This is a genomic window from Bradyrhizobium sp. USDA 4341, from assembly GCF_054063755.1.
In genome coordinates this window covers 1,609,511-1,632,933 of the sequence record NZ_JBSSGO010000002.1, presented here as the reverse complement: position 1 = coordinate 1,632,933, position 23,423 = coordinate 1,609,511, and the positions used below count along the sequence as shown (strand labels likewise).

Annotated in this window: 22 protein-coding genes and 2 riboswitches; of the genes, 9 read left to right on the top strand and 13 right to left on the bottom strand. The window is 65.5% G+C overall.

What is annotated here, in order from left to right:
• Positions 1 to 38: 38 nt before the first annotated feature.
• The 3 genes from purB to ACVIGB_RS13740 all read right to left on the bottom strand — a co-directional run bounded on the left by purB (position 39) and on the right by ACVIGB_RS13740 (position 3,553).
• The gene (gene purB, locus ACVIGB_RS13750) at positions 39 to 1,346 is read right to left on the bottom strand and encodes an adenylosuccinate lyase (RefSeq protein ID WP_456722293.1); all 1,308 of its coding nucleotides are present in this window, start codon (positions 1,344 to 1,346) and stop codon (positions 39 to 41) included.
• Between the two features lie 166 nt (positions 1,347 to 1,512).
• A complete protein-coding gene (locus ACVIGB_RS13745; RefSeq protein WP_092115288.1) occupies positions 1,513 to 2,181 on the bottom strand; it encodes a response regulator in 669 nt (222 codons plus the stop codon).
• Position 2,182: 1 nt separating this feature from the next.
• Complete coding sequence (locus ACVIGB_RS13740; protein WP_092115287.1) at positions 2,183 to 3,553, bottom strand: sensor histidine kinase; 1,371 nt, start codon at positions 3,551 to 3,553, stop codon at positions 2,183 to 2,185.
• A gap of 220 nt (positions 3,554 to 3,773) precedes the next feature.
• Between ACVIGB_RS13740 and ACVIGB_RS13735 the strand changes: the two genes are divergently transcribed.
• The 5 genes from ACVIGB_RS13735 (at position 3,774) to ACVIGB_RS13715 (ending at position 7,189) form a co-directional block, all read left to right on the top strand.
• Positions 3,774 to 4,553 (top strand): MotA/TolQ/ExbB proton channel family protein, encoded by a 780-nt coding sequence (locus tag ACVIGB_RS13735; RefSeq protein WP_092115286.1) that lies wholly within the window; start codon positions 3,774 to 3,776, stop codon positions 4,551 to 4,553.
• Positions 4,550 to 5,221, top strand: coding sequence for a hypothetical protein (locus ACVIGB_RS13730; RefSeq protein WP_092115285.1), 672 nt, complete (start codon positions 4,550 to 4,552; stop codon positions 5,219 to 5,221). Before ACVIGB_RS13735 ends, ACVIGB_RS13730 begins: the two co-directional genes overlap by 4 nt.
• Positions 5,214 to 5,822 carry a hypothetical protein gene (locus ACVIGB_RS13725; protein WP_092115284.1) on the top strand — a complete coding sequence of 203 codons (609 nt, stop codon included), beginning with the start codon at positions 5,214 to 5,216 and terminating at the stop codon, positions 5,820 to 5,822. The genes ACVIGB_RS13730 and ACVIGB_RS13725 overlap by 8 nt, the downstream gene beginning before the upstream one ends.
• 642 nt (positions 5,823 to 6,464) lie before the next feature.
• Entirely contained in the window at positions 6,465 to 6,599 is a 135-nt protein-coding gene (locus ACVIGB_RS13720; RefSeq protein WP_256375171.1) for a hypothetical protein, read from the top strand.
• Complete coding sequence (locus ACVIGB_RS13715) at positions 6,596 to 7,189, top strand: TetR family transcriptional regulator (protein ID WP_092115283.1); 594 nt, start codon at positions 6,596 to 6,598, stop codon at positions 7,187 to 7,189. The genes ACVIGB_RS13720 and ACVIGB_RS13715 overlap by 4 nt, the downstream gene beginning before the upstream one ends.
• 132 nt (positions 7,190 to 7,321) lie before the next feature.
• Here the strand turns inward: ACVIGB_RS13715 and ACVIGB_RS13710 are convergent, their stop codons facing one another.
• Positions 7,322 to 8,182 carry an SDR family NAD(P)-dependent oxidoreductase gene (locus ACVIGB_RS13710; RefSeq protein ID WP_456722294.1) on the bottom strand — a complete coding sequence of 287 codons (861 nt, stop codon included), beginning with the start codon at positions 8,180 to 8,182 and terminating at the stop codon, positions 7,322 to 7,324.
• A gap of 74 nt (positions 8,183 to 8,256) precedes the next feature.
• Here ACVIGB_RS13710 and ACVIGB_RS13705 point away from each other — a divergent pair, with 74 nt between their 5' ends.
• From ACVIGB_RS13705 to ACVIGB_RS13695, 3 genes are all read left to right on the top strand, one after another.
• Complete coding sequence (locus ACVIGB_RS13705) at positions 8,257 to 8,721, top strand: MarR family winged helix-turn-helix transcriptional regulator (protein WP_456722295.1); 465 nt, start codon at positions 8,257 to 8,259, stop codon at positions 8,719 to 8,721.
• A 128-nt stretch (positions 8,722 to 8,849) separates the two neighbouring features.
• Entirely contained in the window at positions 8,850 to 9,590 is a 741-nt protein-coding gene (locus ACVIGB_RS13700) for a metallophosphoesterase family protein (protein WP_456722296.1), read from the top strand.
• Between the two features lie 5 nt (positions 9,591 to 9,595).
• Complete coding sequence (locus ACVIGB_RS13695; RefSeq protein ID WP_456722297.1) at positions 9,596 to 11,068, top strand: serine/threonine protein kinase; 1,473 nt, start codon at positions 9,596 to 9,598, stop codon at positions 11,066 to 11,068.
• On the opposite strand, the gene rpe is transcribed toward ACVIGB_RS13695, so the two are convergent.
• A complete protein-coding gene (rpe, locus tag ACVIGB_RS13690; RefSeq protein ID WP_342728189.1) occupies positions 11,069 to 11,770 on the bottom strand; it encodes a ribulose-phosphate 3-epimerase in 702 nt (233 codons plus the stop codon).
• A 250-nt stretch (positions 11,771 to 12,020) separates the two neighbouring features.
• Here rpe and ACVIGB_RS13685 point away from each other — a divergent pair, with 250 nt between their 5' ends.
• A complete protein-coding gene (locus ACVIGB_RS13685) occupies positions 12,021 to 12,848 on the top strand; it encodes an EF-hand domain-containing protein (protein ID WP_456722298.1) in 828 nt (275 codons plus the stop codon).
• Positions 12,849 to 12,975: 127 nt separating this feature from the next.
• On the opposite strand, the gene ACVIGB_RS13680 is transcribed toward ACVIGB_RS13685, so the two are convergent.
• The 8 genes from ACVIGB_RS13680 to ACVIGB_RS13645 all read right to left on the bottom strand — a co-directional run bounded on the left by ACVIGB_RS13680 (position 12,976) and on the right by ACVIGB_RS13645 (position 23,369).
• Positions 12,976 to 13,971, bottom strand: coding sequence for a P1 family peptidase (locus ACVIGB_RS13680; RefSeq protein WP_456722299.1), 996 nt, complete (start codon positions 13,969 to 13,971; stop codon positions 12,976 to 12,978).
• Positions 13,972 to 14,168: 197 nt separating this feature from the next.
• The gene (locus ACVIGB_RS13675) at positions 14,169 to 15,728 is read right to left on the bottom strand and encodes a GMC family oxidoreductase (RefSeq protein ID WP_456722300.1); all 1,560 of its coding nucleotides are present in this window, start codon (positions 15,726 to 15,728) and stop codon (positions 14,169 to 14,171) included.
• Between the two features lie 149 nt (positions 15,729 to 15,877).
• Positions 15,878 to 17,488 (bottom strand): ABC transporter substrate-binding protein, encoded by a 1,611-nt coding sequence (locus tag ACVIGB_RS13670; RefSeq protein WP_456722301.1) that lies wholly within the window; start codon positions 17,486 to 17,488, stop codon positions 15,878 to 15,880.
• Positions 17,489 to 17,750: 262 nt separating this feature from the next.
• Positions 17,751 to 17,867, bottom strand: a riboswitch (glycine riboswitch).
• 3 nt (positions 17,868 to 17,870) lie between these two features.
• Positions 17,871 to 17,980: riboswitch (glycine riboswitch) on the bottom strand.
• Positions 17,981 to 18,254: 274 nt separating this feature from the next.
• Entirely contained in the window at positions 18,255 to 19,373 is a 1,119-nt protein-coding gene (locus ACVIGB_RS13665) for a branched-chain amino acid ABC transporter substrate-binding protein (protein ID WP_212309946.1), read from the bottom strand.
• A gap of 166 nt (positions 19,374 to 19,539) precedes the next feature.
• Positions 19,540 to 20,289 (bottom strand): ABC transporter ATP-binding protein, encoded by a 750-nt coding sequence (locus ACVIGB_RS13660; protein ID WP_171947637.1) that lies wholly within the window; start codon positions 20,287 to 20,289, stop codon positions 19,540 to 19,542.
• On the bottom strand, positions 20,286 to 21,119 hold the full coding sequence (locus tag ACVIGB_RS13655; protein ID WP_456722302.1) for an ABC transporter ATP-binding protein: 834 nt from the start codon (positions 21,117 to 21,119) through the stop codon (positions 20,286 to 20,288). The genes ACVIGB_RS13660 and ACVIGB_RS13655 overlap by 4 nt, the downstream gene beginning before the upstream one ends.
• On the bottom strand, positions 21,116 to 22,441 hold the full coding sequence (gene livM / locus ACVIGB_RS13650; protein WP_092115273.1) for a high-affinity branched-chain amino acid ABC transporter permease LivM: 1,326 nt from the start codon (positions 22,439 to 22,441) through the stop codon (positions 21,116 to 21,118). Before livM ends, ACVIGB_RS13655 begins: the two co-directional genes overlap by 4 nt.
• Before the next feature lie 10 nt (positions 22,442 to 22,451).
• On the bottom strand, positions 22,452 to 23,369 hold the full coding sequence (locus ACVIGB_RS13645; protein ID WP_092115272.1) for an ABC transporter permease subunit: 918 nt from the start codon (positions 23,367 to 23,369) through the stop codon (positions 22,452 to 22,454).
• Between the last annotated feature and the right edge of the window lie 54 nt (positions 23,370 to 23,423).

Here is a 23,423-nt window from a genome sequence, read left to right as displayed (position 1 = left end):
CCCGGATTTCGCTTCGCTCCATCCGGGCTACGAGGTCTTCAGCTCTCCCCGAACACCCGCCGGAAGATCGTGTCGACATGCTTGAGGTGATAGCCGAGGTCGAATTTTTCCTCGATCTCGGCATCCGTCAGGTATTTCTTCACGTCCGCGTCCTGCTTCAGCAGCGTCTGGAAGTCGCCTTCGCCGCGCCAGACCGGCATCGCGTTGCGCTGCACGAATTTGTAGGCGTCCTCGCGGCTGGCGCCCTTCTGGGTCAGCGCGATCAGCACGCGCTGCGAATGCACCAGGCCGCCGAGCCGGTCGAGGTTCTTCTGCATGTTCTGCGGATAGACCAGCAGCTTCTCGATCAGGCCGGCGAGCCGGACCAGCGCGAAGTCGAGCGTGACGGTGGCGTCGGGGGCCATCATGCGCTCGGCCGAGGAGTGCGAGATGTCGCGCTCGTGCCACAGCACGACGTTCTCCAGCGCCGGCGTCACATAGGCGCGCACCATGCGCGACAGGCCGGAGAGGTTCTCCGACAGCACCGGGTTGCGCTTGTGCGGCATCGCCGACGAGCCCTTCTGGCCCTCGGAGAAGAATTCCTCGGCTTCCAGCACTTCGGTACGTTGCAGATGGCGCACTTCCACCGCAAGCCGTTCGACCGAGGCGGCGATCACGCCGAGGGTGGCGAAATATATCGCGTGGCGGTCGCGCGGGATCACCTGCGTCGAGACCGGCTCCGGCCGCAGGCCCATCGCTTTCGCGACGTGCTCTTCGACCCGCGGGTCGATCTGGGCGAAGGTGCCGACCGCGCCGGAGATCGCGCAGGTCGAGATTTCGTCGCGCGCGGCGACCAGGCGGGCGCGGGCGCGCGCGAACTCGGCATGGGCATAGGCGAGCTTGAGGCCGAACGTGACCGGTTCGGCATGGATGCCGTGGGAGCGGCCGATGGTCGGCGTCATCTTGTGCTCGAAGGCGCGCGTTTTCAGCGCCGCCAGCACCCGGTCGAGATCGGCGATCAAGAGGTCGGCAGCGCGCTTGAGCTGGACGTTGAGGCAGGTGTCGAGCACGTCGGAGGAGGTCATGCCCTGGTGCACGAAGCGCGCCTCGGGGCCGACGATCTCGGCGAGATGAGTCAGGAAGGCGATGACGTCGTGCTTGGTCTCACGCTCGATCTCGTCGATCCGCGCGACGTCGAAGGTGGCGTCCTTGCCCTTGGCCCAGATCGTCCTGGCGGCTTCCCTGGGGATCACCCCGAGCTCGGCCAGTGCGTCGGCGGCATGCGCCTCGATCTCGAACCAGATCTTGAAACGCGTCTGCGGCTCCCAGATGGAAGCCATTTCCGGGCGGGTATATCGGGGGATCATTGCGCACTCCGAATCGAGCGGGGCGGGGCCACGCACAGGGAATATAGTGCGGAAAACCGGCCAAAATAGCCGGCGTGGTGGCGGTAGCCCGGATGAGCGCAAGCGATATCCGGGGCATCGCGGGCCGATCCCGGGTGTCGCTGCACTCACCCGAGCTACAAGGCGGCTACAAATTCGCCAGCCCGCATTCGACGGCGAGGCGGACCAGCTGGGCGTCGGTCCGCATGCCGGTCTTGGCCTTGATCAGATAGTGGTAGTTCTGCACGGTCTTGGTGCTGAGGTTGAGGTTTACAGCGATCTGTTCCTTGGTGTGGCCTGCCGCAAACTGCCGGAGGATCTCGATCTCCCGCTCGCCGAGCTGGTCGAGCGCCGATTTGGCCGGCGCCAGGCTCTCCAGCGCGAGCACCCGGGCGATGTCGTCGCTCATCGCATGCTCGCCGCGCGCCACTGAGCGGATCGCCGCGATCAGCTCCGCCGGCTCGCTGCCCTTGGTGACGAAGCCGCTGGCGCCGGCGCCGAACGCCGCCTTCACCTGGGCGGCCTCGCTGTGCATGCTGAAGACCAGGATACGGGCGTCGGCATCGCGCGCGCGGATGTTGCGGATCGCTTCCAGTCCGCTCGCGCCGGGCATCGAGATGTCCATCACCACCACATCGGGCTGGTGCGACTTGAACGCGCGATAGGCATTGGCGGCGTTGTCGGCCTCGGCGACCACGCGGAAATCGTCCTGATGCTCGAGCACGCGCCGGTAGCCCTGACGGACGACGGGATGATCGTCGACCAGCAGGATCGAGATGCCCCGAGTCTTTACAGTTGTCGTCGACACGGTCGTCATCTCAGGCGGCGAGCGGGATCGTGGCAGCGACGGAGAGGCCGCGGCTGGCACGCGCGATCGACAGCGAGCCGCCGAGCGCTGCGACGCGCTCGCTCACGCCGGTGAGGCCGAAGCCCGCCGACTGCGCCACCTTGACGGCATCGCCGCCGCCATCGTCCTCGACCCGCACCAAGAGCGCGTTCTCGGCTCCGGTCCGCCGCTCGATCCGCAGCACGATCTCGCGCGCGGCGCTGTGGCGCAGCGCATTGGTCAGGCACTCCTGCGCGATGCGATAGGCGGTCGCTGCGACCGTGCCGCTGATGTCGGCCAGATCGCCCTGCAGATCGAGCTGGATCATCGGCTGCGTCGTGCGCGATCGCCAGCTGTCGACCAGATCGACCAGGCTTGCCTCCAGCCCGAGCTCCTCGGCCGGCGGATGGCGCAGGCGGTTCAACGTATCGCGCAGGCAGGCGATGATGCGGCGCGTGGCCTGCGAGATCATCCGTGCATCCTGCGCAATTTCGGTGCCGGCGGCATATTTGTCCCCGGCGCTTGCCTCGATCGTGGTGGCGAAGGCGAGGATCGCGGTGAGATTCTGGCCGAACTCGTCGTGCAGCTCGCGGGCCAGCGCGCGGCGTTCGTCGCTGCGGATTTCGAGCAGCCGCCGCGTCAGCATCGTGCGCTCTTCCTCGGCCTGCGCGAGGCGGTCGCCGAGATCGCCGACGGCGCGTCCGATCATCGCGAGATCCATCGAGCGGACGCGCGGCAGCGGCGTGCGGTACTCGCCGTCGGCCATGCGCCGCAGCGCTGAGACGATCGAGTGCGCCGGTGCCAGAGTATGCGCGATCGCCAGCGAGGCGAGCAGCGCGATGGCGAGCGCCATCAGGAGCGCGACATGGATGTTGTCCAGGATGTGCTGCCAGGCGAGCGCGATCGCGGCGTCCGGATCGGAGACGGCGCGGACGGTGCCGGCGGTGGCAGTGCGGGCGCTGATCGGCCGCTCGACGGTGGCGTGTTCGCCGAGCACCGTCTGCACCGAGGCCGCGAACCAGCGCGGCGGCGCCTTGCCGATCCCCTTGCTCTGGCCGCAGAGCGGCTTCTCGAAGGCGCCGGCCGGTTCGAACTGCACGCAGATCCCCGGCGCGATCAGTCCCATGGTTTCGATGGTGCGCCAGTCCGGCGCCGGGAGCAGTTGCTCGCGCATCCGGTTACTGCGCAGCAGCAATTCGCGCCAGTACAATGCTTCAAGCGCCTGCGAGACCCGCTCGGCGGAGGCCGACGTGGCGCGATCGACGCTGCGATAGGCATCGATCGTGGCCCAGACGGTAGCCGCGCCGAGGCACAGCGCGACGATGACGAGCAGGCGGGCGACCAGTTGAAGCACGAGGCGCATGCGATCACTCCACGGCCGGAGCACGATCCAGAAAGAGGGGGAAGCGTAACAGCAACCCCGTTCCCGGCAAGTGCAAGCATGCCCAGCGATGCAGGTCGGGAAATTTGCCCGACGAAACTTGGGCAGATGTCTTTGGACGGCGCCCGCCGGCTCTGCTCTAACGGGAGGCGAGGCCGTCGCGGAGCCTCATGGAACAATCGTCACAGGGAGCTCACGCAGCATGAATGCCAAGGTCGGCGCCGCCGCCGCATCGGCCGGCACGGATGCGGCGGAGCGCAGCGTCCTGTTGCTCTGGATGATCTTCACCGGCCTTTCGGCGTTCGCCGCCTTCCTACTGTGGCGCTACGGGCTGATCCGCCTCATGGTCAGTTCCGACCGTACCTACATTTCCAGCGTCATCGCCGTGCTCTACATCGTCACCTGCATCCATTGCTTCTGGCGGACACGGGCGATTGCGCGGGAAGGGGAGGTCGCGCGCGGCTGCCGCGCCATCCTCGCCGCGCCCGATGGCGCCAAGGTGTTGGCATCGGATGCGCGCGGCCTGCCCGGTGGCCTCGTCACCGATCACATCAAGAGTCTGGTGCAGAAGGCCGATGCGCAAGCCAAGGGCCGCATCGACCAGACCCTGCTGCTGCGGACGCTGGCGGATCGCCTGCGCGGGTCGAACGGGTTTGGCGCCTTCGTCTCCGACACGCTGATGAAGCTCGGCCTGCTCGGCACCATCATCGGCTTCATCATCATGCTGGCGCCGATCGCCTCCCTCGATGCCGCCGACAAGGTCGCGATGAAATCGTCGATGGGCCTGATGAGCGACGGCATGGCGGTCGCGATGTACACGACGCTGGCCGGGCTGATCGGATCGATCCTGGTCCGGATCCAGTACTACATGCTGGATTCCGCGACCCAGCGGGTGTTCTCCGATGCGGTCGTGCTGACCGAGACGCACGTCACCCCGGCCCTGGAACGCCGCCTTGGTACGCCCGTTGGAACGCCGCCATGATGGACGAGTTCGGGCTCTATCCGCGCGAGGAGCCGTTCGACCCGCTCGGCGTCATGCTGTTCAAGGCGCTGCAGGTGATCGCCTTCCTGTTCTTCCTGGCACTGCTTGCGGTGTCGCCGGACTCCAAGGAAGGCAAGATCGACTCCAAGGCGGAGTTCATCATCACGATGGACTGGCCGGACAACCATCCCGATGATCTCGACCTGTTCGTGCAGGACCCGGCCGGCAACATCGCCTGGTACCGGCATCGCGAGGCCGGCTTCCTGACGCTCGATCGCGACGATCGCGGCGGCGCCAACGACTTCATCGTGGTCAACGGCAAGAAGATCGCATCGCCGATCCGCGAGGAGATCGTCACCTTGCGCGGCATCGTCGCCGGCGAATACACCGTCAACGTTTCGCATTTCCAGGCGACGACCGGTGAGCCGGTGCAGGCCAATGTGAAGGTGCAGAAGCTCAACCCGACGGCGCAGGTGATCTTCGACGACAAGCTGACCGTCACTCACACCGGCGACGAGAAGACCGCGGTCAGGTTTCGCATCGACGCTGAGGGCAAGGTGATCAACGTGGACCAGCGGCCGAAATCGCTGCTGGAGACGTTTCGTAACGTCCACGCCAACGGCGCCGATCTAGACCCGAAGACCGGGGTGAGGATGCGTCGTGATTAGTCTGCAGTCGGTCATTCTCACGCTTGCGGTCGCCTACGCGGCGGTCGGTGCGCTGCTCCTGATCGTGCTGGTCTACGCGCGGCTGCACTGGTCGCTGAAGGCTGTCGTCATCGTCGTGACCAGCGCGTTCTATTTCGTCAGCTTCGGCGGGATGCGCGGCCTGCTCGGCTGGGCCTCCGCGGAAAGGCTGCCGGCGAACTTCAAGCTGCTGTCGACGCGGATCGTGGAGCCGCATTCGCTGGAGGGCGATCCGGGCTCGATCTATCTCTGGGTTGAGGAGCTTGATGAAGACAACCGGCCGAGCGCGGTGCCGCGCGCCTTCCGGATTCCCTACAGCGACGCGTTGGCCGAGCAGACCCACACGGCCGACAACGAGATCAAGGCCGGGCATCCGCAGGGTGGACGGGCAGCCGATTTCGGCGGCGGCGACGGCACCATCATGGATTTCGTCAGGGAGTACATCACGCCGAAGACGATTCTGGAGACCACCGGCGGCGATTCCACGACCGGGACCTTCGTGCCACCGCCGGCGGGTGCGCAAGGATCGGTCTTCACGCCGCTGCCACCGCCCCGAATGCCGCCCAAGGACGAGCAGCAATAGATGGATGCGCACCGACACGCGGATGGCATAAAAATAGGGATCGCCAATAATCGGTCAGCCGGGTGGACAGTAGTCATCCGGAATTCCTCAATTCCCTGAACCGTGTAGTCTTGGGTCAACCGGGGCTAGATTTCATCCCCAAGCCATTTTCCCGGCAAAGGGGCCGCTGCGTGAAGCGGCCCCTTTCGATTCCGGAGCCAATTCCAACACTTGAGGTTCCGGTGCTGTGAGGTGGCCTCAGAGCACCGTCAGGAATGCGATCGCGAGAACCATCAGCCACCCGACGATGACGAGCGAGACCACCGCGCCCGCGGTGATCTTGGCGATCTCCTTGAAGGTCATTGGACGATCCATACGGGCCTCTCCCGGGGGTGCCGTAGCGAGACATAGGCACCGGACCTGCTGATCGCGCCGCTTCTCACGGAACGGTGTAGCGCGCCATACGGCCGGGCCGCAGGGGCCCGGTGGGCCCGTCCGGACCGCATAGCTGTCATCTCGCAAAGTTTGTCTGACAGATATTGAAATCTGTCAGCGGGATGGTGTATATACTCAACAGCCCAAGGGAGGAGGGCGCCCAGTGGCTGTTCCGGCGTTTGGCCGGGGGAGCCGTACTTAATTTGACTACCTCGAAGGACTACCTCCATGACGATAGAAATCTTTCAATTGACCGCCCAGATTCAACAGTGGCTCAACCTTCGCGTCGCCCGCCATTTGGCAGCCCAGGCCGCCAAGTTCAGCCGCGGGCAGGACAGCGATAACCAGACGGTAAACGCATGAACGAGGCGGTGGTTTTGACACCCGAGCGGATCCTCGAAGCAACCGAGGATGTTTTGAGGCGCTTCGGGCTCGCCAAGGCCACCGTTGTCGACGTTGCCCGTGCGCTGGATGTCAGCCACGGCAGCGTCTACCGCCATTTCCCCAGCAAGGCCTCGCTCCGCGACGCGGTGGCCAAGCGCTGGCTCGACCGCGCCAACGAGCCGCTGTGCAAGCTCGCGGCAAGCGATGGCCCTGCGCCGGAACGGCTGGAGAAATGGCTGCGCACCGCCTTCACGATCAAGCAGAAGAAGGTCTGCGACGATCCCGAGATGTTCGCGACCTACCTCGCACTCGCGCAGGACGCGCGTGAGGTGGTGGAAGCCTACAAGGACAAGCAGGTCGATCTGATCGCGAAAATCCTGTCCGACGGTGTCGCGCAGGGCGTGTTCGAGGTCGACAATGTGAAGGCGACCGCGCGAGCCGTGTTCGACGCAACCGTCCGCTACCACCACCCGGCGCATGCCGAGGAGTGGGCCAAGCCGGAATGTCCGGCGCGGATCGACGCCCTGATGGCCCTGCTGCTGCGGGGCGTGCGGGCGTGCAAGCCCTAGCTCGTCTCCGAAGGGCACACTGCCGCAGAAACAAGCGACGATGCTTTGGCATGTGGACAGCCGGACCGTGCGAGGCAGCGGTACGCGATAGGTCCTTCCAACCGCAAGGACTCACATGCATGAGGGGATCACTCAGAGCACGTCTTTGGTGACTGCCCACAAGGCCCGCCGCACATCAGGGTCGTCGGCGGGTGACGCAGGCTTCAGTGGCTTTGCGCCCTTCACGGAGAAATACCCACCCGAGACGGCTCTGAACTCTGCGTCCTGAGCAAGGCGGACGATGATGTCCGCGCCCCGACGGGGATCGCCAATCCTAAGCTTCGTCAGGATTCGTTCGAGGATCGGAGCAAAGCGCAGCTCCCGCCCCAGACCGGTGACGTTGAAGCCCGGGTCGAGGCAGTTCGCTGTGACCCCCGTTCCCTCCAACTGCCTCGCGAGTTCGAGCGAGAACATGATGTCCAGCAGTTTCGTCCGTCCGTAGATCCTTGAGGATCCCAAACGGGAAAACTGCGTGGGCGCGAACATATCACCCGTCAGCTCGACCATTGCGTGATGGCGGGATGCTTCCGATGCCGTGGTCACAATGCGCGAAGGCGCCGAGCGGATCAGCGTCTCGCGCAGGGCGCTCGTAAGCAGCCAGGGCGCGAGGTAGTTCACCGCCATCATTTCGTCGTAGCCGTCAATCGTGGTCCGCGGCGCGAAGGCGTGAATGCCGGCGTTGTTGATCAGCACGTCGATCCTGTCATATCGCGCGGCGATCGTCCGGCCGGCAGCGGCAACCGTCTTCAAACGCGTCAGGTCCGCAAGATGAAAATCGATCTGCGCCTGCGGTGCGATCCGCCCGATTGCCTTTCGCGTGGCTTCGGCGTTGACCTCGGAGCGGGCGATCAAAACGAGATGTGCGCCTCGACCGGCCATCTCGGTCGCAGCCAGGCGTCCGATCCCGCTCGTGGCGCCAGTCATGACGATGATGGGGGCAGGAATATCGGGCATGGACACCGCACGGATATAATGGATATATGTCCATCATATCCGTAGCGCCAAGGAATGGAAGGCAGCCCGGCGCCATGGCGCCCTCAGCTGAGAACGAAATCAATGAGATGCCGCCGCTCTGGCTGTCGCTCGGCGAACAGCTCAATGCATTGCTGAGCGCGTCCCGCGCAGTCGCGGCTGAAATGGCCGCCAGCTTCGACGCCGATCTGCAGCCGGCGGCCTATCACATCATCCAGTGGCTTCACGCGTTCGGGCCTGCCCAGGCGAGCCATGTGGCGGACGCGTTGGCCATGGACCGAAGCGCGACCAGCCGCCTGGTTGGGCAGCTCAAGCAAGCCGGAATCGTCGAGTCTCGTCCCGATCCAGCCGACAAGCGCGGAGTTTTACTGTCCCTCACAGACCAGGGTTCGAACAAGATGCGCGCGGCGATCAAGCACAAGGGCGAGGTCTTTCGCCGTCGTCTCGATGGCTGGAGCGAGGCGGATCTACGCCTCTTCACGGCCCTGCTTCGTCGCTTCAACACGGGCATGGCAGACTAGCTTGCTCCCCTCCCGAATTCACGGCGTCCAGATGCCGCCTTCTGCCCGATTGCGAGCCGGAGGCCGCTTGTGCTTGATGGCGGTCAAGATCAGGCTCGCTCCCTTGAGGCCAACTGCTGCGGAAGACGATGCGGCTCGCGCTCTTTGCGGATATCCACGCCAACCGGCAGGCCTTCGCGGCCTGTCTCGATGCTGCGCGTGCGCGCGGCGCCGAACGGCTGATCTGCCTCGGCGATATCGTCGGCTACGGCGCCGATCCCGAATGGGCCGTCGATACGGTGATGGACCTCGTGGCCAAGGGCGCGATTGCGGTGCGCGGCAACCATGACAATGCGATCGGCGTGCCGAGCGACAGCATGAATGCCGATGCGCAGGCCGCGATCGACTGGACCCGCAACCGGCTCAGCGCCGGGCAGAAGGAGTTCCTCGCCGAGCTTCCGATGTCGCGCGAAGAGGACAATCGGCTCTACGTGCATTCCGAGGCGTCCGACCCCGTGAAGTGGCGCTACGTCCGTGACACCTCCGACGCCGCGCGCAGCATGATGGCAACCGAATTGCAGATCACGTTCTGCGGCCACATCCATCGTCCCGGCCTCTACTCGATGTCCTCGACTGCGAAGATGACGAGCTTCGTTCCGACCGCGGGCGTCGCGGTGCAATTGTTGACGGGGCGGCGCTGGCTCGCCGTGCTCGGCTCGGTTGGCCAGCCGCGCGACGGCGATCCCGCGGCATCGTTTGCGATGTTCGACACCGCAAGCCGCGAGATCACCTATCACCGCGTGCCCTACGACGTCGCGACCGCCGCCGCGCGGATCAAGGCCAACGGCCTGCCGCTCTGGCTCGCCGATCGTCTTTCGATCGGCAGGTAATGCCGATGGCGGCGCTGACGATGCAGGCGGGTGCCGAGATCGATGGCTTCACCATCGGCGAGCGCGTGCATCGCGGCGGCATGGCGACGTTGTGGAGCGTCACCCATCCCGGCATCACCGTGCCGCTTTTGATGAAGGTGCCGCTCACCTCGGAGGGCGAGGATCCGGCCGCGATCGTCAGCTTCGAGATGGAGCAGATGATCCTGCCGCGGCTGTCGGGGCCGCACGTGCCGGCCTGTTTCGGCACCGGCGATTTCGAGCGCCAGGCCTATGTGGTGATGGAGCGCATCCCCGGCCAGACGCTCTACAAGCGGCTCGACGCGCTGCCGTTGCCGTATGAGGAGGCGAGGGTGATCGGCGGCAAGGTCGCCAGCGCGCTCGCCAACCTGCACCGGCAGAACGTCATCCATCACGACATCAAGCCGAGCAGCATCATGTTCCGCGAGCGCGGCGAGGCGGTGCTGATCGATTTCGGCCTCTCGCATCACCAGCATCTGCCCGATTTGTTGCAGGAGGAGTTTCGCCTGCCTTACGGCACCGCGCCCTATATGGCGCCGGAGCGCCTGCTCGGCGTGCGCGACGATCCGCGAAGCGACCTGTTTTCGCTCGGCGTGCTGCTCTATTTCTTCACCACCGGCGTCCGCCCGTTCGGCGAGACCGAGAGCCTTCGCGGCATGCGCCGGCGGCTGTGGCGTGATCCCACGCCGCCGCGCAAGCTCATGCCCGACTATCCGCCGTGGTTGCAGGAGATCGTGCTGCGCTGTCTGGAGATCGATCCAGTGGCGCGCTATCCGACCGCCGCGCAGCTTGCGTTCGATCTCGGCCATCCCGAACAGGTCAAGCTGACGGCGCGGGCGCAGCGGCAGAACCGCGATCCGTTCGGCACAGTCTGGCGCCGCCGCTTTAATCTCGGCGCGGCGCCGCCGCAGCCGAAGTCCGATGTCGCAGCGCAGCTCGCCTCGAGCCCGATCGTTGCCGTTGCGCTCGATCTCGGCGAGGGGACCGAGGCGCTGAACGAGACCATCCGCGTCACCGCTGAGCAGGTGCTGTCGACGTCGCCGTCGGCGCGGCTCGCCTGCGTCAACGTGCTGAGGCTCAATCGCCTGGCGATCGACCGCACCCATGACGAGCAGGGCCAGAACAAGCATGTCGACCGCCTGGTGGCGCTCCAGCATTGGGCGCGGCCGTTCAGGCTCGAGGAGGGACGGTTGACCGTGCATGTGCTGGAGGCGATCGATCCCGCCGCCGCGATCCTGGAATTCGCCGCGGTCAATCTGGTCGACCACATCATCATCGGCGCGCGGCAGAACTCGGTGCGGCGCGCGCTGCTCGGCAGCGTGTCCGCCAAGGTCGCCGGGGAAGCGCCGTGCACGGTGACCGTGGTGCGGCCGTCGCGGCTGACGCCGGCGACGGACGCTGAAGACGGCGCGGCGGACCCAGCGGCCAGTGCCGCGGTCACGCCGCCCACGCTGTTTTGATCAGATCGCTTCGCCGCGCGCTTCGGCCGCGGCATGGCGGATCGCGGCGATGTTGGTCTTGTAGGCCTCGACGGTGCCGCCCTTGAAGACGGCAGATCCGGCGACAAAGGCGTTGGCGCCGGCGGCGGCGAGCTGGCCCGCGACATCGGGCGCGACGCCGCCATCGACCTCGATGTCGATCGGGCGGCCCGCTGTCATCGCCCTGACGTCAGAGATCTTGCCGATCGCCGAGCGGATGAAGGCCTGGCCGCCGAAGCCGGGATTGACCGACATCACGAGCACCAGGTCGATCAGGTCGAGCACATATTCGATCGCGCTCGCCGGCGTTGCCGGATTGAGCGAGACGCCGGCCTTCTTGCCGAGCGCGCGGATCGCCTGCAGCGAGCGATGCAAATGCGGGCCGGCCTCGGCATGCACCGTGATGTGGTCGCAGCCCGCTTTGGCGAACGCCTCGAGATAGGGATCGCAGGGCGAGATCATCAGATGGGCGTCGAAGATCTTCTTGGTGTGCGGCCGCATCGCCTTGATGACATCCGGGCCATAGGAAATGTTCGGCACAAAATGCCCGTCCATCACGTCGAGATGGATCCAGTCGGCGCCGGCCTGGTCGACGGCGCGGACCTCCTCGCCGAGCTTTGAGAAATCCGACGCCAGGATCGACGGGGCGATGACGAGGGGACGCGGGGTGAATGACTGAGTCATAGCGCAGTTCCGAAAGGCTTCAGGGGGCGACGGGTGATCCCGCCTAACACGCGGACGCGTGGCGGGCAATGCGAGCGGACCGCGCCTCGGAGCCGGAAAATTCTGCCGCCGGCGGCAGCTCTTGCCGGGTGCGCGGAACCTGCATGATGCGCCAAGGCCTGGTTTTATTGGGTTTTTGCCATGGCACGCCGCTTGCTGCGCCTTTGGCAAGCGTTTGAGCCGCCATGCGCGGCCTTGTTGGAGTATTGCCATGTTATTTGCCATTGGCGCTGCGTCATCCGCCATCGATCTTTTGAGCTCGCTGATGTCGTCGAAGTCGACGACACAGACCGGCAGCTCCACGCAGGGAAATCAGTCGACCGGGCTGTTCTCGGCCTCGACCGATAGCTCGACATCGACCAGCAGCAGCACGGGCACAGGCTCGGGCAGCAGCAGCTCAACGCAGATTTCGCCGCTGACCATGAGCGCGCTGCTCGACGCGCAGAGCCAGTCGCAGACCACGGCTTCGACCAGCACGGCTCCGACCAGCCGGTCCGATGCGCTGAAGGACCTGTTCTCGCAGATCGACGCCGACGGCAACGGCCAGATCACCAAAGCGGAATTCGAGAAGGCGCTCGGCGCCGGCGGTACCAACACCGCGCAGGCCGACGACGTGTTCTCCAAGCTCGATACCAATGGCGACGGCAGCGTCAGCCTCGACGAGATGTCGCAGGCGCTGCAGGGCCACAAGGGCGGCGGCCATCACCATCACCACGCGGCCGGCGGCTCGACCGACGGATCCGGCGCCAGCAGCGGCTCGGGCGGATCGAGCTCCGATCCGCTGATGCAGGCGCTGAACGGCGCGACCTCTACGTCGGTGACCAACAGCGACGGCTCGACCACGACGACGACGACCTATGCCGACGGCTCCAAGGTGTCGATGACGTCGGCGGCCACGTCGTCGACCACCAGCGGCGCGACCTCGTCCTCTGCCGGCAGCAACGCGACCTCGTCCTACAATTTCATCGAGCAGCTGATCCAGCGCCAGTCGCAGGCGATCTCGGCCCAGGCCTCGTCGTCACTGTCGGTCAGCGCTTAATTCGGATTTGCTCCTAGCCGTCATTGCGAGCGAAGCGAAGCAATCCATCTGTCCGCACACGTGGACAGATGGATTGCTTCGTCGCTACCGCTCCTCGCAATGACGGCAGAACCGGCAGAGCGCTGACCTAACCGAATTCGTCCTGCCAGCTCGGCAGCGCGCCGGGGAAGGGCAGGGCGGTGGCTGAATGGACGCCGCGTGCGATGGCGCGTGCCACCGTGTTGGCGGCGATCGCGCCGAGCTTGGTCAGGCCGAACAGCGGATCGACCGGCTTTGCGCCGGTGGCGGCGGCAAACACCACGTCGCCATCGAGCGGGGCGTGCACCGGATAGATCGCGCGTGCCATGCCGGTCTGCGCGATCATCGCGAGGCGCTTCGCCTGCGGCTTGGTCAGCTGCGCATCGGTCACGACAACGACGAGCGTGGTGTTCTCGGCGGCGGTGGCGTCCGCGCCGCCCTTCAGCCGCAGCTTCAGCATGTCCGGCGTGAACGCGGACGGCAGGCCGCGACCGCCGAACTCGCCGCCGACCTCGAACGGCGCTGCCCAGAACCACGGGCCGCTGCCGACCGTGACGCTGCCGACCGCGTTGACCACCGCGAGCGCCGCGACCTTGACGCCGTCGTCGGTGACGGCCGACGCCGAGCCGAGGCCGCCCTTGAGGGTGGCGGTGGTCGCGCCCATGCCGGCGCCGACGCTGCCGAGCTCGAAATTGCCGGAGGCGGCATTCGCCGCCGCATAGCCGAGATCGCGATAGGGCGGAAAGCGTCCCCACGCCTTGTTGCCGCCGTTGAGCAGATCGAAGCAGATCGCGCCCGGCACGATCGGGATCACCGCATCGCGGATCCGAAAGCCGCGGCCGCGCTCGGCGAGCCAGGCCTGCACGCCGCCGGCCGCGTCGAGCCCGAGCGCCGAGCCGCCCGACAACGTAATGGCGTCGATCGCCTCGACGACGTTATGCGGGGACAGCAGCGCATCCTCGCGGGTGCCCGGCCCGCCGCCGCGGACATCGATCGAGGCCACCGCCGGCCGCTCGAACAGGATGGCGGTGACGCCGGAAGCAATCACGGCGTCGTCGGCGTGGCCGACGCTGACGCCGGCAATATCGGTGAGAAGGTTTTTCACGATTGAGTCCGTCCGCGCCTTGTCCGAGCTTTGGCTGCTCGAACCGGTATAGCAGCCGCGGCGGCCTCGGCCAGAGCGTTTTCGAGCGAAGTGGACACCGGTTCGCGTGAAGAAAACGCGTCAAGACAAGAATCTAGAGCTTCGGTTCTGATTCAATCAGAACCGAAAATGCTCTAGAGGCGCGTTGACGGCCTGGTTTATGACCTCATCATCCGGGCAATGGCTTCGCCAATGACAACCGTTGTGAAGTGCGTATTGGCCCGGCAATCGGACGGCATGATCGATGCGTCCGCGACCCGCAGGCCGCCGATGCCCTTCACCGTACCGTCGGGATTGACCACGCCCGCGGGATCGTTGACGCCGGCCATCCGGCAGCTGCCGGCTGCATGCTGGATATCGCCGGTCTCCCGTCGCAACACCGCCTCGAGCTCGGCTGTTGGCAGGGCTGCGGCGGCTGGCAGGGTCAGCTCGGTATCTCCGAGACGGATCCAGTCCGATATGCCGGCCAGTTCCGGCTGGGTGGCCAGGACGGCGAACCGCTTCACCGCATCGGTCATGCGCAGCATGTCGCGTTGATCGGCCAGCATGTTCTCCTCGACGATCGGATCGATCATCGGATCGGGCGAAGCCAGTTTCAGCTGACCACGCGAATAGGCATTGAACAGTCCTGCGCCGATCGCTCCGGGATTTCCGATACCGCGATGGTTGAAACCGATCATGATCATATCGCGCTTGCCGCCGTCGGCGAGACCGGACGAATATGTCACGCAGCAATTGGTGTGACGCGTGTCCCGATCGGTGGGCCGCAGCTCCTCACGCAGCTGGATCGTCATGCGAAACAGCGGATGGTCGAAGAAATTGCGGCCGACCGGCAGATCACGCTCGACCGCGATCCCCATGGCTCGCAGCTCTTCCGCCGGGCCAATGCCCGATCGCAGCAGGATCGCGGGGCTGTGGATGGCGCCGCCGCACAGTACGATCTCGCGTGCGTCGATCTCGCTGGTGCCCTGGCCGTCGATATGGACCCGGACGCCGGTCGCCCTGCCGTCGCGGATCAGGACCCGGTCGACCAGCGCCTTGCCACGGATCTCCAGATTGGCGCGGCCACGCGCCGGCTCGAGATAGCCTTCGTTGGTTGTGATGCGACGGCCGTTGCGGCTGTTGATCGGATAGCAGGCAACGCCTTCGCCATCGGGGCCGTTGACGTCGGCGCACCACGGATAGCCGCTGGCGAGCGCCGCATCGCGCAGGCCGCGATCAATCGGGCCCCACGTCGCTAGCGGCGCGCGATAGACCGGTAGCGGTCCGCCGCGTCCATGTCCCTTGGTGTCGCCGAATTCCGCGTCGTCCTCGATGTCCGAGAAAAACGGCATGATCTCGCGCGCGGACCAGCCGGTGCAGCCGAGCGCGGCCCATTCGTCGAAAGCATCCGCGACGCCGCGAATGGCGATCTGGCCGTTCATCATCGAGCTGCCGCCCAGCCCCTTGCCGCGCCAATAGAAGCGCGGCTCCTGCCCCGCGATGCGGCGGGTCAGGAGGTCCGGCCACTGCCACTTCTCCTGGAATTCCCGGCGGTGAATGATGGGAATCGGGTTGGGCGTCCTGATCTCCCAGGGTGCTTCATCGGCACGCCAGTCGAGGCCCGCTTCGAGCAGCAGCACCCGCCGCTTTCGATCCTCGGACAACCGGGCGGCAATGGCAGCGCCGGCAGAGCCGCCGCCGACGACGATCACATCGTACGTGGTATCAAGTGACATGGCATCAAACCTTGCTGCGTCGGAAAGTCCAAACAAGGGACATCAGATGGCATCCCGATATCTCTGATGTTTCTCGTTTCATCGCCCGCTGGAGACTTCGGCCTGTCCCGGATAGCCGCCAGCGTCGATCAGAATCATGTGGGTTGAGATTACTCGGGTTTATCGATGTTCCAGAACAGCGGCGTGGCCGGACCATCGAGCATGCCTGTCAGCTCCTTGTGCCACACGCTCGGCGCAAAATACTGGCCCAAGGGAACGTAAGTCACCTCGTCGAGCGCGCGCGCTTGAATCTCCGCCGCGATCTTCTTCTGGGCCTCGGGCGAGCCGGCGCGGGCGAAGGCATCGCGAAGGCTCTCTATTTGCGGGTCGTCCGGCCAGCCGACCCATCCGCCCTTGCGACCCCTGCTGTTCAGGGGAGCGCTCACGACAGGATTCATGATGTCGGCAATACCCCAGTTGGTGAAGAACATGTTCCAACCGCCATCCTTCGGCGGCTTCTGGCTTGCGAAGACCATGTTCGCTGTCTGCCAGTCCATGGACTGGACCGTCACCTGGAAGCCGGCTTGACGCAGCAGCTGCGCCGCGACGATGGGCTGCGTCTTGAGGGTCACCACATCGGTCGGTGCCAGCATCACGACCGGCGTGCCGTCGTAACCGGATTCGGCCAGCAGCTTCTTGGCCTCGGCCATGCCGCCGCCCTTGACGAGAGAGTCCGATCCGAGATCGGAGGCGAGCGGTGTGTCGCAGCCGAAAACGGCGCCGCAAATCTTATAGAGCTTCGGATCCCCGACCATGGCGTCGAGTATGTCCTTCTGGCTCAGCGCCATCATGGCAGCCCGGCGCACCTTGACGTTGTCGAATGGCGGATAAAGAAAATTCATCCGCCCGATGGTCTGGAAGCCGAGGCCGCTCAAAGGGCGCGACGTCAAATCCTTGTCGGCTTGCAGGATCGGCAGCATGTCGAATGACGGCCGCTCCAGGAAATCGATGTCGCCGGACTGAAGCGCGCTGGTTGCAGTCTGAACGTCGGGCATCGTGATCCATTCGACGCGATCGACCTTCACCACCTTGCCGCCTGAGGTCCAGCTTGGCGGCTCGGCGCGCGGCACGTAGTCCTTGTTCTTCTCGTAGACGGCCTTCACGCCGGGCTGGAATTCCGCCGCGACGAACTTGAAAGGTCCCGAGCCGATCTGCTCGGGGATCGGCCGATCCGACGGTGTGTCGGCAAGGCGCTTCGGCATCATGAAAGGCACCAGCGTGGATGGCTTACCGAGCGACTCCAGCACCAGGCCGTAGGGTTCCTTGAGTTTCAGCACGATCGTCCTGGTGTCGGGGGCCTCAAGGCCGGCGGTGAAGTCCATCAGCTTCTGGCCCATGCCGTCGACGGCGGCCCAGCGCTTCAATGACGCGATGCAGTCATCCGCAGTCACCGGCGTTCCGTCATGCCACTTCAGGCCGTCGCGCAGCGTGAACGTGTAAGTCAGCTTGTCGTCGGACACCTTCCAGTCCGCCATTTGAGGCCGGATCGTGAAACTGGAATCCATCGCTACCAGCGTGTCGTAAACCATATAGCCGTGGTCACGCGTGATGTAGGCCGACGAAACGATCGGATCGAGCGCTCGCAGGTCCGAATGCATCACTGCCCTGATCGTCTTGGCGTGAGACAGGCCCGGCCATACCAGCGCGGTGGCGATCAGCAGCCCGCGTAGCGCGGTTTTCATTGACATCGGGGTGTTTCTGGCTCGCGGGGTGGCTGACATCATTTTCCTCGGATGAACGCTGAACGGACTTTGATCGGCGCGTTGAAGAGCGCATTGGTTGGATGGTAGCCGCCCGCCGGTTCGGGATGGCTTTTGTCGCGGCGTCGAGACATCCGTCGAAGGCAATCGCGCGTCCGCGTCACACGGATGGTCGTTGCGCCGGTGAGGCCGGCGCCGACGGGTGCAATGAAGGGCATGTCTTGAAGAGGCTCCCGGACGCTAGAGTCGCCCCGACGCCGGCGTAAACCGGTGGAGGCGCCCCATCTGTCTCGGTACCTGAGAGCTTGATCCGCTGCAGCCGCTGCTCAATGCAATGGCTCGATGACGGATATCCCCTTCGGTGGACACCGCATCGAGGATACGGTGTCTCTCTCCAGATCGTCCTGACGACACGGTCCTTGTGCCTGAGAGTTTCCGGGGCGGTTGCTCCGTCGGCGCCGAACACGAAAACGATGCGCTCGCTTTCGTTTCGATCTCTCCCGCATCGTCGCGTTGGACTATCAAAACGATATTGTGCGCTCCCAAGCCAGGCAAGACTAAACTTCAATCGGGATCTGCCCACATCATATGCGATCAGTCTTGCGAGGCTCATGGCTCCGCCAACTGCGTGGTCGTGCAATTCGGAATTGGAGCTGCGGAAACAGAAACGGTATTTCCGTCTGCGAGGCTTCGTGCGACAGGCCGGGCGTCGCGATCCTGCCCAACAAAAAACGCCCCGGCGGACCGGGGCGTTTTCGTTGCTCTGACTGGATCAGGCGCGAGAGGCTCAGGAGCCCTTCGGATTGATCTCGGTGTAGTTGCCCTTGGCGTCCCACTTGTAGACGACGTAGTCGATCGCCTTGATGTCGCCCTTGGCGTCGAAGCCCATCTTGCCGAGCACGGTGTCCCAGTCGCCGGCCTTGATGGTGTCCATCACCTTCTTGGCGTCGGTGCTGCCGGCCTTGGCGACGGCCTGCGTCCAGACCTGCATCGCGGCGTAGGTGTAGAGCGTGTAGCCTTCGGGATCGATGTTCTTGGCCTTGAACTTCTCGACGATCGCCTTCGCGGTCGGCTTGTTGCGCGGATCGGGGCCGAAGGTGAACAGCGTGCCTTCGGCGGCGGGGCCGGTGATCGAGGCGAACTCCTTGTCGTTCATGGCGTCGCCCGCCATCAGCACGGTCTGCAGGCCCTGGTCGCGCATCTGGCGCAGGATCAGGCCGGCTTCCTGATGGTAGCCGCCGACATAGACCAGATCGATATTGTCGCGCTTCAGGCGCGAGACGATCGAGTTGAAGTCCTTGTCGCCCTTGTTGTAGGACTCGAACATCTTCTCCTGGAAGCCGGCCTTGTTCAGCGCCTTCTTGGTCTCGTCGGCGAGGCCTTTGCCGTAGGTGGTCTTGTCGTTCAGGATCGCGACGTTCTTGCCCTTGAAGTTCTTCATGATGTAATCGGCGGCGACCAGGCCCTGCTGGTCGTCACGGCCGCAGACGCGCGCCACGTTCCAGAGCTTGCGCTCGGTGAACAGCGGGTTGGTCGAGGCCGGGGTGATCTGCAGCACGTTGGCGTCGGCATAGGCCTCGGAGGCCGGGATCGACGACGACGAGCAGAAATGGCCGGCCACGAACGGGATCTTCGCGGAGCCGATCTTTTCCGCGATCGAGCGCGCCTGCTTCGGATCGCAGGCATCGTCGTCGGCTTCCAGCGCGAGCTTCTTGCCGAGCACGCCACCGGCGGCGTTGATGTCGGCGACTGCCTGCTCGGCGCCGTTCTTCATCTGCCGGCCAAAAGCGGATTCGGAGCCCGTCATCGGGCCCGCGACTGCGATGGTGATGTCTTGCGCGAACGCGCTCGCCGATAATGCGAACGACGCGCCCAGTGCCAGGCCGATCAGCTTCAGTGATTTCATGAGACGTCCCTCGTGGTCGTTGCCTCTTGCGGAAGGGCCCGGCACGCCGGGCCCCAAAACCGCGGGCATTCTCGGCTGATTTCGCGGCGAAGTCACCGGCAATTTTCAGGCAAATCGACGCTGCATCAGCCGCATCCTGCTGCAAGGGGCGGCGCTCGGGGCTGAGCTAGCCGCGGCGGCCGCCTTCCAGATAGGCGGCGCGGATTTCCGGGCGCTGCAGCAATTCGGCGCCGGTTCCGGCCAGCGTGATCAGGCCGTTGACCATGACATAGCCGCGATGGGCGAGCTTCAGCGCATGGTTGGCGTTCTGCTCGACGATCAGCACGGTGAGGCCATCCTGCCGGTTCAGCGTGCGGATGGCGTCGAAGATCTGGCGTGCGATCAGCGGCGCGAGGCCGAGCGAGGGCTCGTCCAGCATCAACAGGCGCGGCCGGCTCATCAGGGCGCGGCCGATCGCGAGCATCTGCTGCTCGCCGCCCGACAGCGTGCCGCCGCGTTGTGCGACGCGCTCCTTCAGCCGCGGAAACAGCGCGAACACGCGCTCCAGCCCGGCCTCGCGTTCGGCCTCGCTGCATTCGGTGGCATCGGCGCCCATCTGCAGGTTTTCCGCGACGCTCATGCGCGGAAAGATCCGCCGGCCCTCGGGCGATTGCGCGATGCGCAGCCGCGCGATCTCGTGGGTCGGCACGCCGGTGATGTCATGGCCGTCGAATTCGACGGTGCCGGCGCGGGCGCGCGGCCGGCCGAAGATCGTCATCATCAGCGTCGACTTGCCGGCGCCATTGGCGCCGATCAGGGCGACGATCTCCCCTCGATTGATCTCGATGTCGACGCCCTTCAGCGCCTCGATCTTGCCATACGCCGCACGCACGCCGCGCACCGCGAGCAGGGGCGTGATTGCCGCTGCCGCGCTCACGTGCCGCTCTCCATCACGGCGATCGCCTCTTCCTCGTCGGCGCCGAGATAGGCGGCGATCACCTTGGGGTCGTCGCGCACCGCTTGCGGCGTGCCTTCGGCGATCTTGACGCCGTAGTCCATGACCACGATGTGATCGGAGATCTCCATCACCACAGACATGTCATGCTCGATCAAGAGGATCGAGGTGCCCTGTTCGTTGCGGATCGACAGCAAGAGCTCGTTGAGCCCGCCGCTCTCGCGCGCGTTCAGTCCGGCGGCCGGCTCGTCGAGACAGAGCAGCGCCGGCTCAGTGCACATCGCGCGCGCGATCTCGAGCCTGCGCTGGTCACCATAGGGCAAATTGCCGGCGGCATCGTCGGCGCGGTCGAGCAGGCCGACGCGGTTGAGCCAGCTCCGCGCCAGCTCGATGGCGCGCGCTTCGGCCTCGCGCCAGGACGGCAGCCCGAGCAGGCCGAGCAGGGTCAGGCCCGAGGCGCGCATCAGCGCGTTGTGCTGGGCGACCATGAGGTTTTCCAGCGCGGTCATGCCGGGAAACAGCCGGATGTTCTGGAAGGTGCGCGCCACCTTGGCCTGCTTGGAGATGCGGAAATCGTTCAGCCGCTCGAGCTGGATGGAGCGGCCGTCGTCGTGGGCGAGGCGGATCGCACCGCCGCTCGGCCGGTAGAAGCCGGTGATGCAGTTGAAGACGGTGGTCTTGCCGGCGCCGTTCGGCCCGATCAGCGCAGTGATCTTGCGCCGCTCGGCCGCAAAGGAGAGCTCGTTGACCGCGACGATGCCGCCGAAGCGCATCATCAGGCGGTCGACGGTGAGGATGTGGTCGCCGCTCATCCGTGGCCCTCCTTGACGAGGTCGGAGGAGATCGCCTGGTTGCGCTCCAGGAACACGGTCGGCGCGCGATGGCCGATCAGTCCGCGCGGCCGCCAGATCATCAACAGCACCATCGCGATGCCGAACACCAGCATGCGGTATTGATCGAGGCCGCGGAACAGCTCGAAGCCGCCGATCATGGCGAGCGCCGCAAGCGCGACGCCGAGCTGCGAGCCCATGCCGCCGAGCACCACGATCGCCAGCACCAGCGCCGATTCCTGGAAGGTGAAGGATTCCGGGCTGATGAAGCCCTGCCGCGTGGCGAAGAACGCGCCGGCGAGGCCGCCGAACATCGCACCGGTCGCGAATGCCGTCAGCTTGGTGGTCGTGGTGTTGATGCCGAGCGCGCGGCAGGCGACCTCGTCCTCGCGCAGCGCCTCCCAGGCGCGGCCGATCGGCAGCCGCCGCAGCCGGATCGTCACCCAGTTGGTGAGCAGCGCCATCGCCAGGATCAGATAGAACAGGAAGACGAGGCGGTGGGTCGGCGAGAACTCGATGCCGAGCTTGGCGGCGAGCCCGTCGTCGCCCGGCGTCAGCGGAATGCCGAACATGGTCGGGCGGGGAATGCCCGAGACGCCGTTGGGACCGCCGGTCAGGCTCTGCCAGTTGATGATGACGAGGCGGATGATCTCGCCGAAGGCGAGCGTCACGATCGCCAGATAGTCGCCGCGCAGCCGCAGCACCGGGAAGCCGAGCAGCACGCCCCAGAACGCCGCGAGGATGCCGGCGAGCGGCAGGCAGACCCAGAACGACAATCCGAAATTGGTCGCAAGCAGCGCGTAGGAATAGGCGCCGACGGCATAGAAGGCGACATAGCCGAGGTCGAGCAGGCCGGCGAGGCCGACCACGACGTTCAATCCCCATCCCAGCATCACATAGGTCAGGACCAGGATCCCGAGGTCGAGAATGTAGCGCTGATCGTAGAAGATCACGGGGACGAGGAAGGTGAAGACCAGCAGCGCCGTCGCGAGCCAGCGGCCCGCGAATGCAAGCGTGGTTTGCACCGGCTTGGGGACGATGCGCACCTTGTCGACCGGGCCCCACCATTGCCGCAACAGTTCGACGATGATGCTGCCGCCGAACACCGTGCCGACCATGGCGGCGAGGTCGCCGAACCGCGTCCAGTAGATCAGGCCGCCTTGCGGTCCGGCCTCGGTGCGCACGCCGATCATCAGCGAGAACAGCACCAGCGCGACCAATGCGCTGATCAGGGCTTTCTTGAGAATGAAGGCGCCGCCCGAGGGCTGCGCGGCGTGCGAGGGGCGGGCTGAGGTCGCGCTCACGAAGTGCCTGTCAGACTTTTTCGACTTCGGGACGGCCAAGCAGGCCGGTCGGCATGAAGATCAGCACCACGATCAGGATCGAGAACGCGGCGACGTCCTTGTATTCCACCGAGAAATAGGCCGACCAGAACGTCTCGATCAGGCCGATCGCAAGCCCGCCGAGCATCGCGCCCGGCAGCGAGCCGATGCCGCCGAGCACGGCGGCGGTGAACGCCTTGATGCCTGCGACGAAGCCCATGAAGAAATCGACCAGGCCGTAATACAGCAGATACATCATGCCGGCGACGGCGGCGAGCGCGGCGCCGATCACGAAGGTCATCGAGATGGTGCGGTCGACATCCACCCCAAGAAGCGCGGCCATGGTCTGGTCCTGCTCGCAGGCGCGCATGTCGCGCCCGAGCCGGGTGCGCGACACCAGCCAGGTGAACAGCGCGAGCAACACGATGGTGGCGAGCACGACCATGATCTGGATGTTGGAGAGCTGCACGGCGAAGCCTTGCGCGCCCTCATGCAGGGTGTAGCCGCCGGTGATGATCGGCGGCACCGGCTTGACGCGCGCGCCCTGCGACACCTGCGAGAAGTTGGTCAGCACGAACGACATGCCGATCGCCGACAGCATCGGCGCCAGGCGGAACGAATGCCGCAAGGGCCGGTAGGCGATGCGCTCGATGGTCCAGCCATAGAGCGCGGTGATCGCCATCGAGACCAGCAGCACGATCAGCAGGATCAGGGGGATCGCAGTGAGGCCGAGCGACACCAGCACCAGGAACGAGATCAGCGCGATGAAGCCGCCGATCATGAAGATGTCGCCATGGGCGAAGTTGATCATGCCGACGATGCCGTAGACCATCGTGTAGCCGATGGCGATCAGGCCATAGATCGAACCGAGCACGAGGCCGTTGATCAGTTGCTGGGCGAAATAATCCATGCGCTGCCGTAACTCGAGGGGTGACGCGCCGAGGGCCCCCGGCAGCCTGATCCG

What these genes read in the sequence shown, in the direction of transcription:
- purB (WP_456722293.1), bottom strand. Translation starts at nt 1,346, where the DNA reads ATGATCCCCCGATATACCCGCCCGGAAATGGCTTCCATCTGGGAGCCG.
- ACVIGB_RS13745 (WP_092115288.1), bottom strand. Translation starts at nt 2,181, where the DNA reads ATGACGACCGTGTCGACGACAACTGTAAAGACTCGGGGCATCTCGATC.
- ACVIGB_RS13740 (WP_092115287.1), bottom strand. Translation starts at nt 3,553, where the DNA reads ATGCGCCTCGTGCTTCAACTGGTCGCCCGCCTGCTCGTCATCGTCGCG.
- ACVIGB_RS13735 (WP_092115286.1), top strand. Translation starts at nt 3,774, where the DNA reads ATGAATGCCAAGGTCGGCGCCGCCGCCGCATCGGCCGGCACGGATGCG.
- ACVIGB_RS13730 (WP_092115285.1), top strand. Translation starts at nt 4,550, where the DNA reads ATGATGGACGAGTTCGGGCTCTATCCGCGCGAGGAGCCGTTCGACCCG.
- ACVIGB_RS13720 (WP_256375171.1), top strand. Translation starts at nt 6,465, where the DNA reads ATGACGATAGAAATCTTTCAATTGACCGCCCAGATTCAACAGTGGCTC.
- ACVIGB_RS13715 (WP_092115283.1), top strand. Translation starts at nt 6,596, where the DNA reads ATGAACGAGGCGGTGGTTTTGACACCCGAGCGGATCCTCGAAGCAACC.
- ACVIGB_RS13710 (WP_456722294.1), bottom strand. Translation starts at nt 8,182, where the DNA reads ATGCCCGATATTCCTGCCCCCATCATCGTCATGACTGGCGCCACGAGC.
- ACVIGB_RS13705 (WP_456722295.1), top strand. Translation starts at nt 8,257, where the DNA reads ATGGCGCCCTCAGCTGAGAACGAAATCAATGAGATGCCGCCGCTCTGG.
- ACVIGB_RS13700 (WP_456722296.1), top strand. Translation starts at nt 8,850, where the DNA reads ATGCGGCTCGCGCTCTTTGCGGATATCCACGCCAACCGGCAGGCCTTC.
- ACVIGB_RS13695 (WP_456722297.1), top strand. Translation starts at nt 9,596, where the DNA reads ATGGCGGCGCTGACGATGCAGGCGGGTGCCGAGATCGATGGCTTCACC.
- rpe (WP_342728189.1), bottom strand. Translation starts at nt 11,770, where the DNA reads ATGACTCAGTCATTCACCCCGCGTCCCCTCGTCATCGCCCCGTCGATC.
- ACVIGB_RS13685 (WP_456722298.1), top strand. Translation starts at nt 12,021, where the DNA reads ATGTTATTTGCCATTGGCGCTGCGTCATCCGCCATCGATCTTTTGAGC.
- ACVIGB_RS13675 (WP_456722300.1), bottom strand. Translation starts at nt 15,728, where the DNA reads ATGTCACTTGATACCACGTACGATGTGATCGTCGTCGGCGGCGGCTCT.
- ACVIGB_RS13670 (WP_456722301.1), bottom strand. Translation starts at nt 17,488, where the DNA reads ATGTCAGCCACCCCGCGAGCCAGAAACACCCCGATGTCAATGAAAACC.
- ACVIGB_RS13665 (WP_212309946.1), bottom strand. Translation starts at nt 19,373, where the DNA reads ATGAAATCACTGAAGCTGATCGGCCTGGCACTGGGCGCGTCGTTCGCA.
- ACVIGB_RS13655 (WP_456722302.1), bottom strand. Translation starts at nt 21,119, where the DNA reads ATGAGCGGCGACCACATCCTCACCGTCGACCGCCTGATGATGCGCTTC.
- ACVIGB_RS13645 (WP_092115272.1), bottom strand. Translation starts at nt 23,369, where the DNA reads ATGGATTATTTCGCCCAGCAACTGATCAACGGCCTCGTGCTCGGTTCG.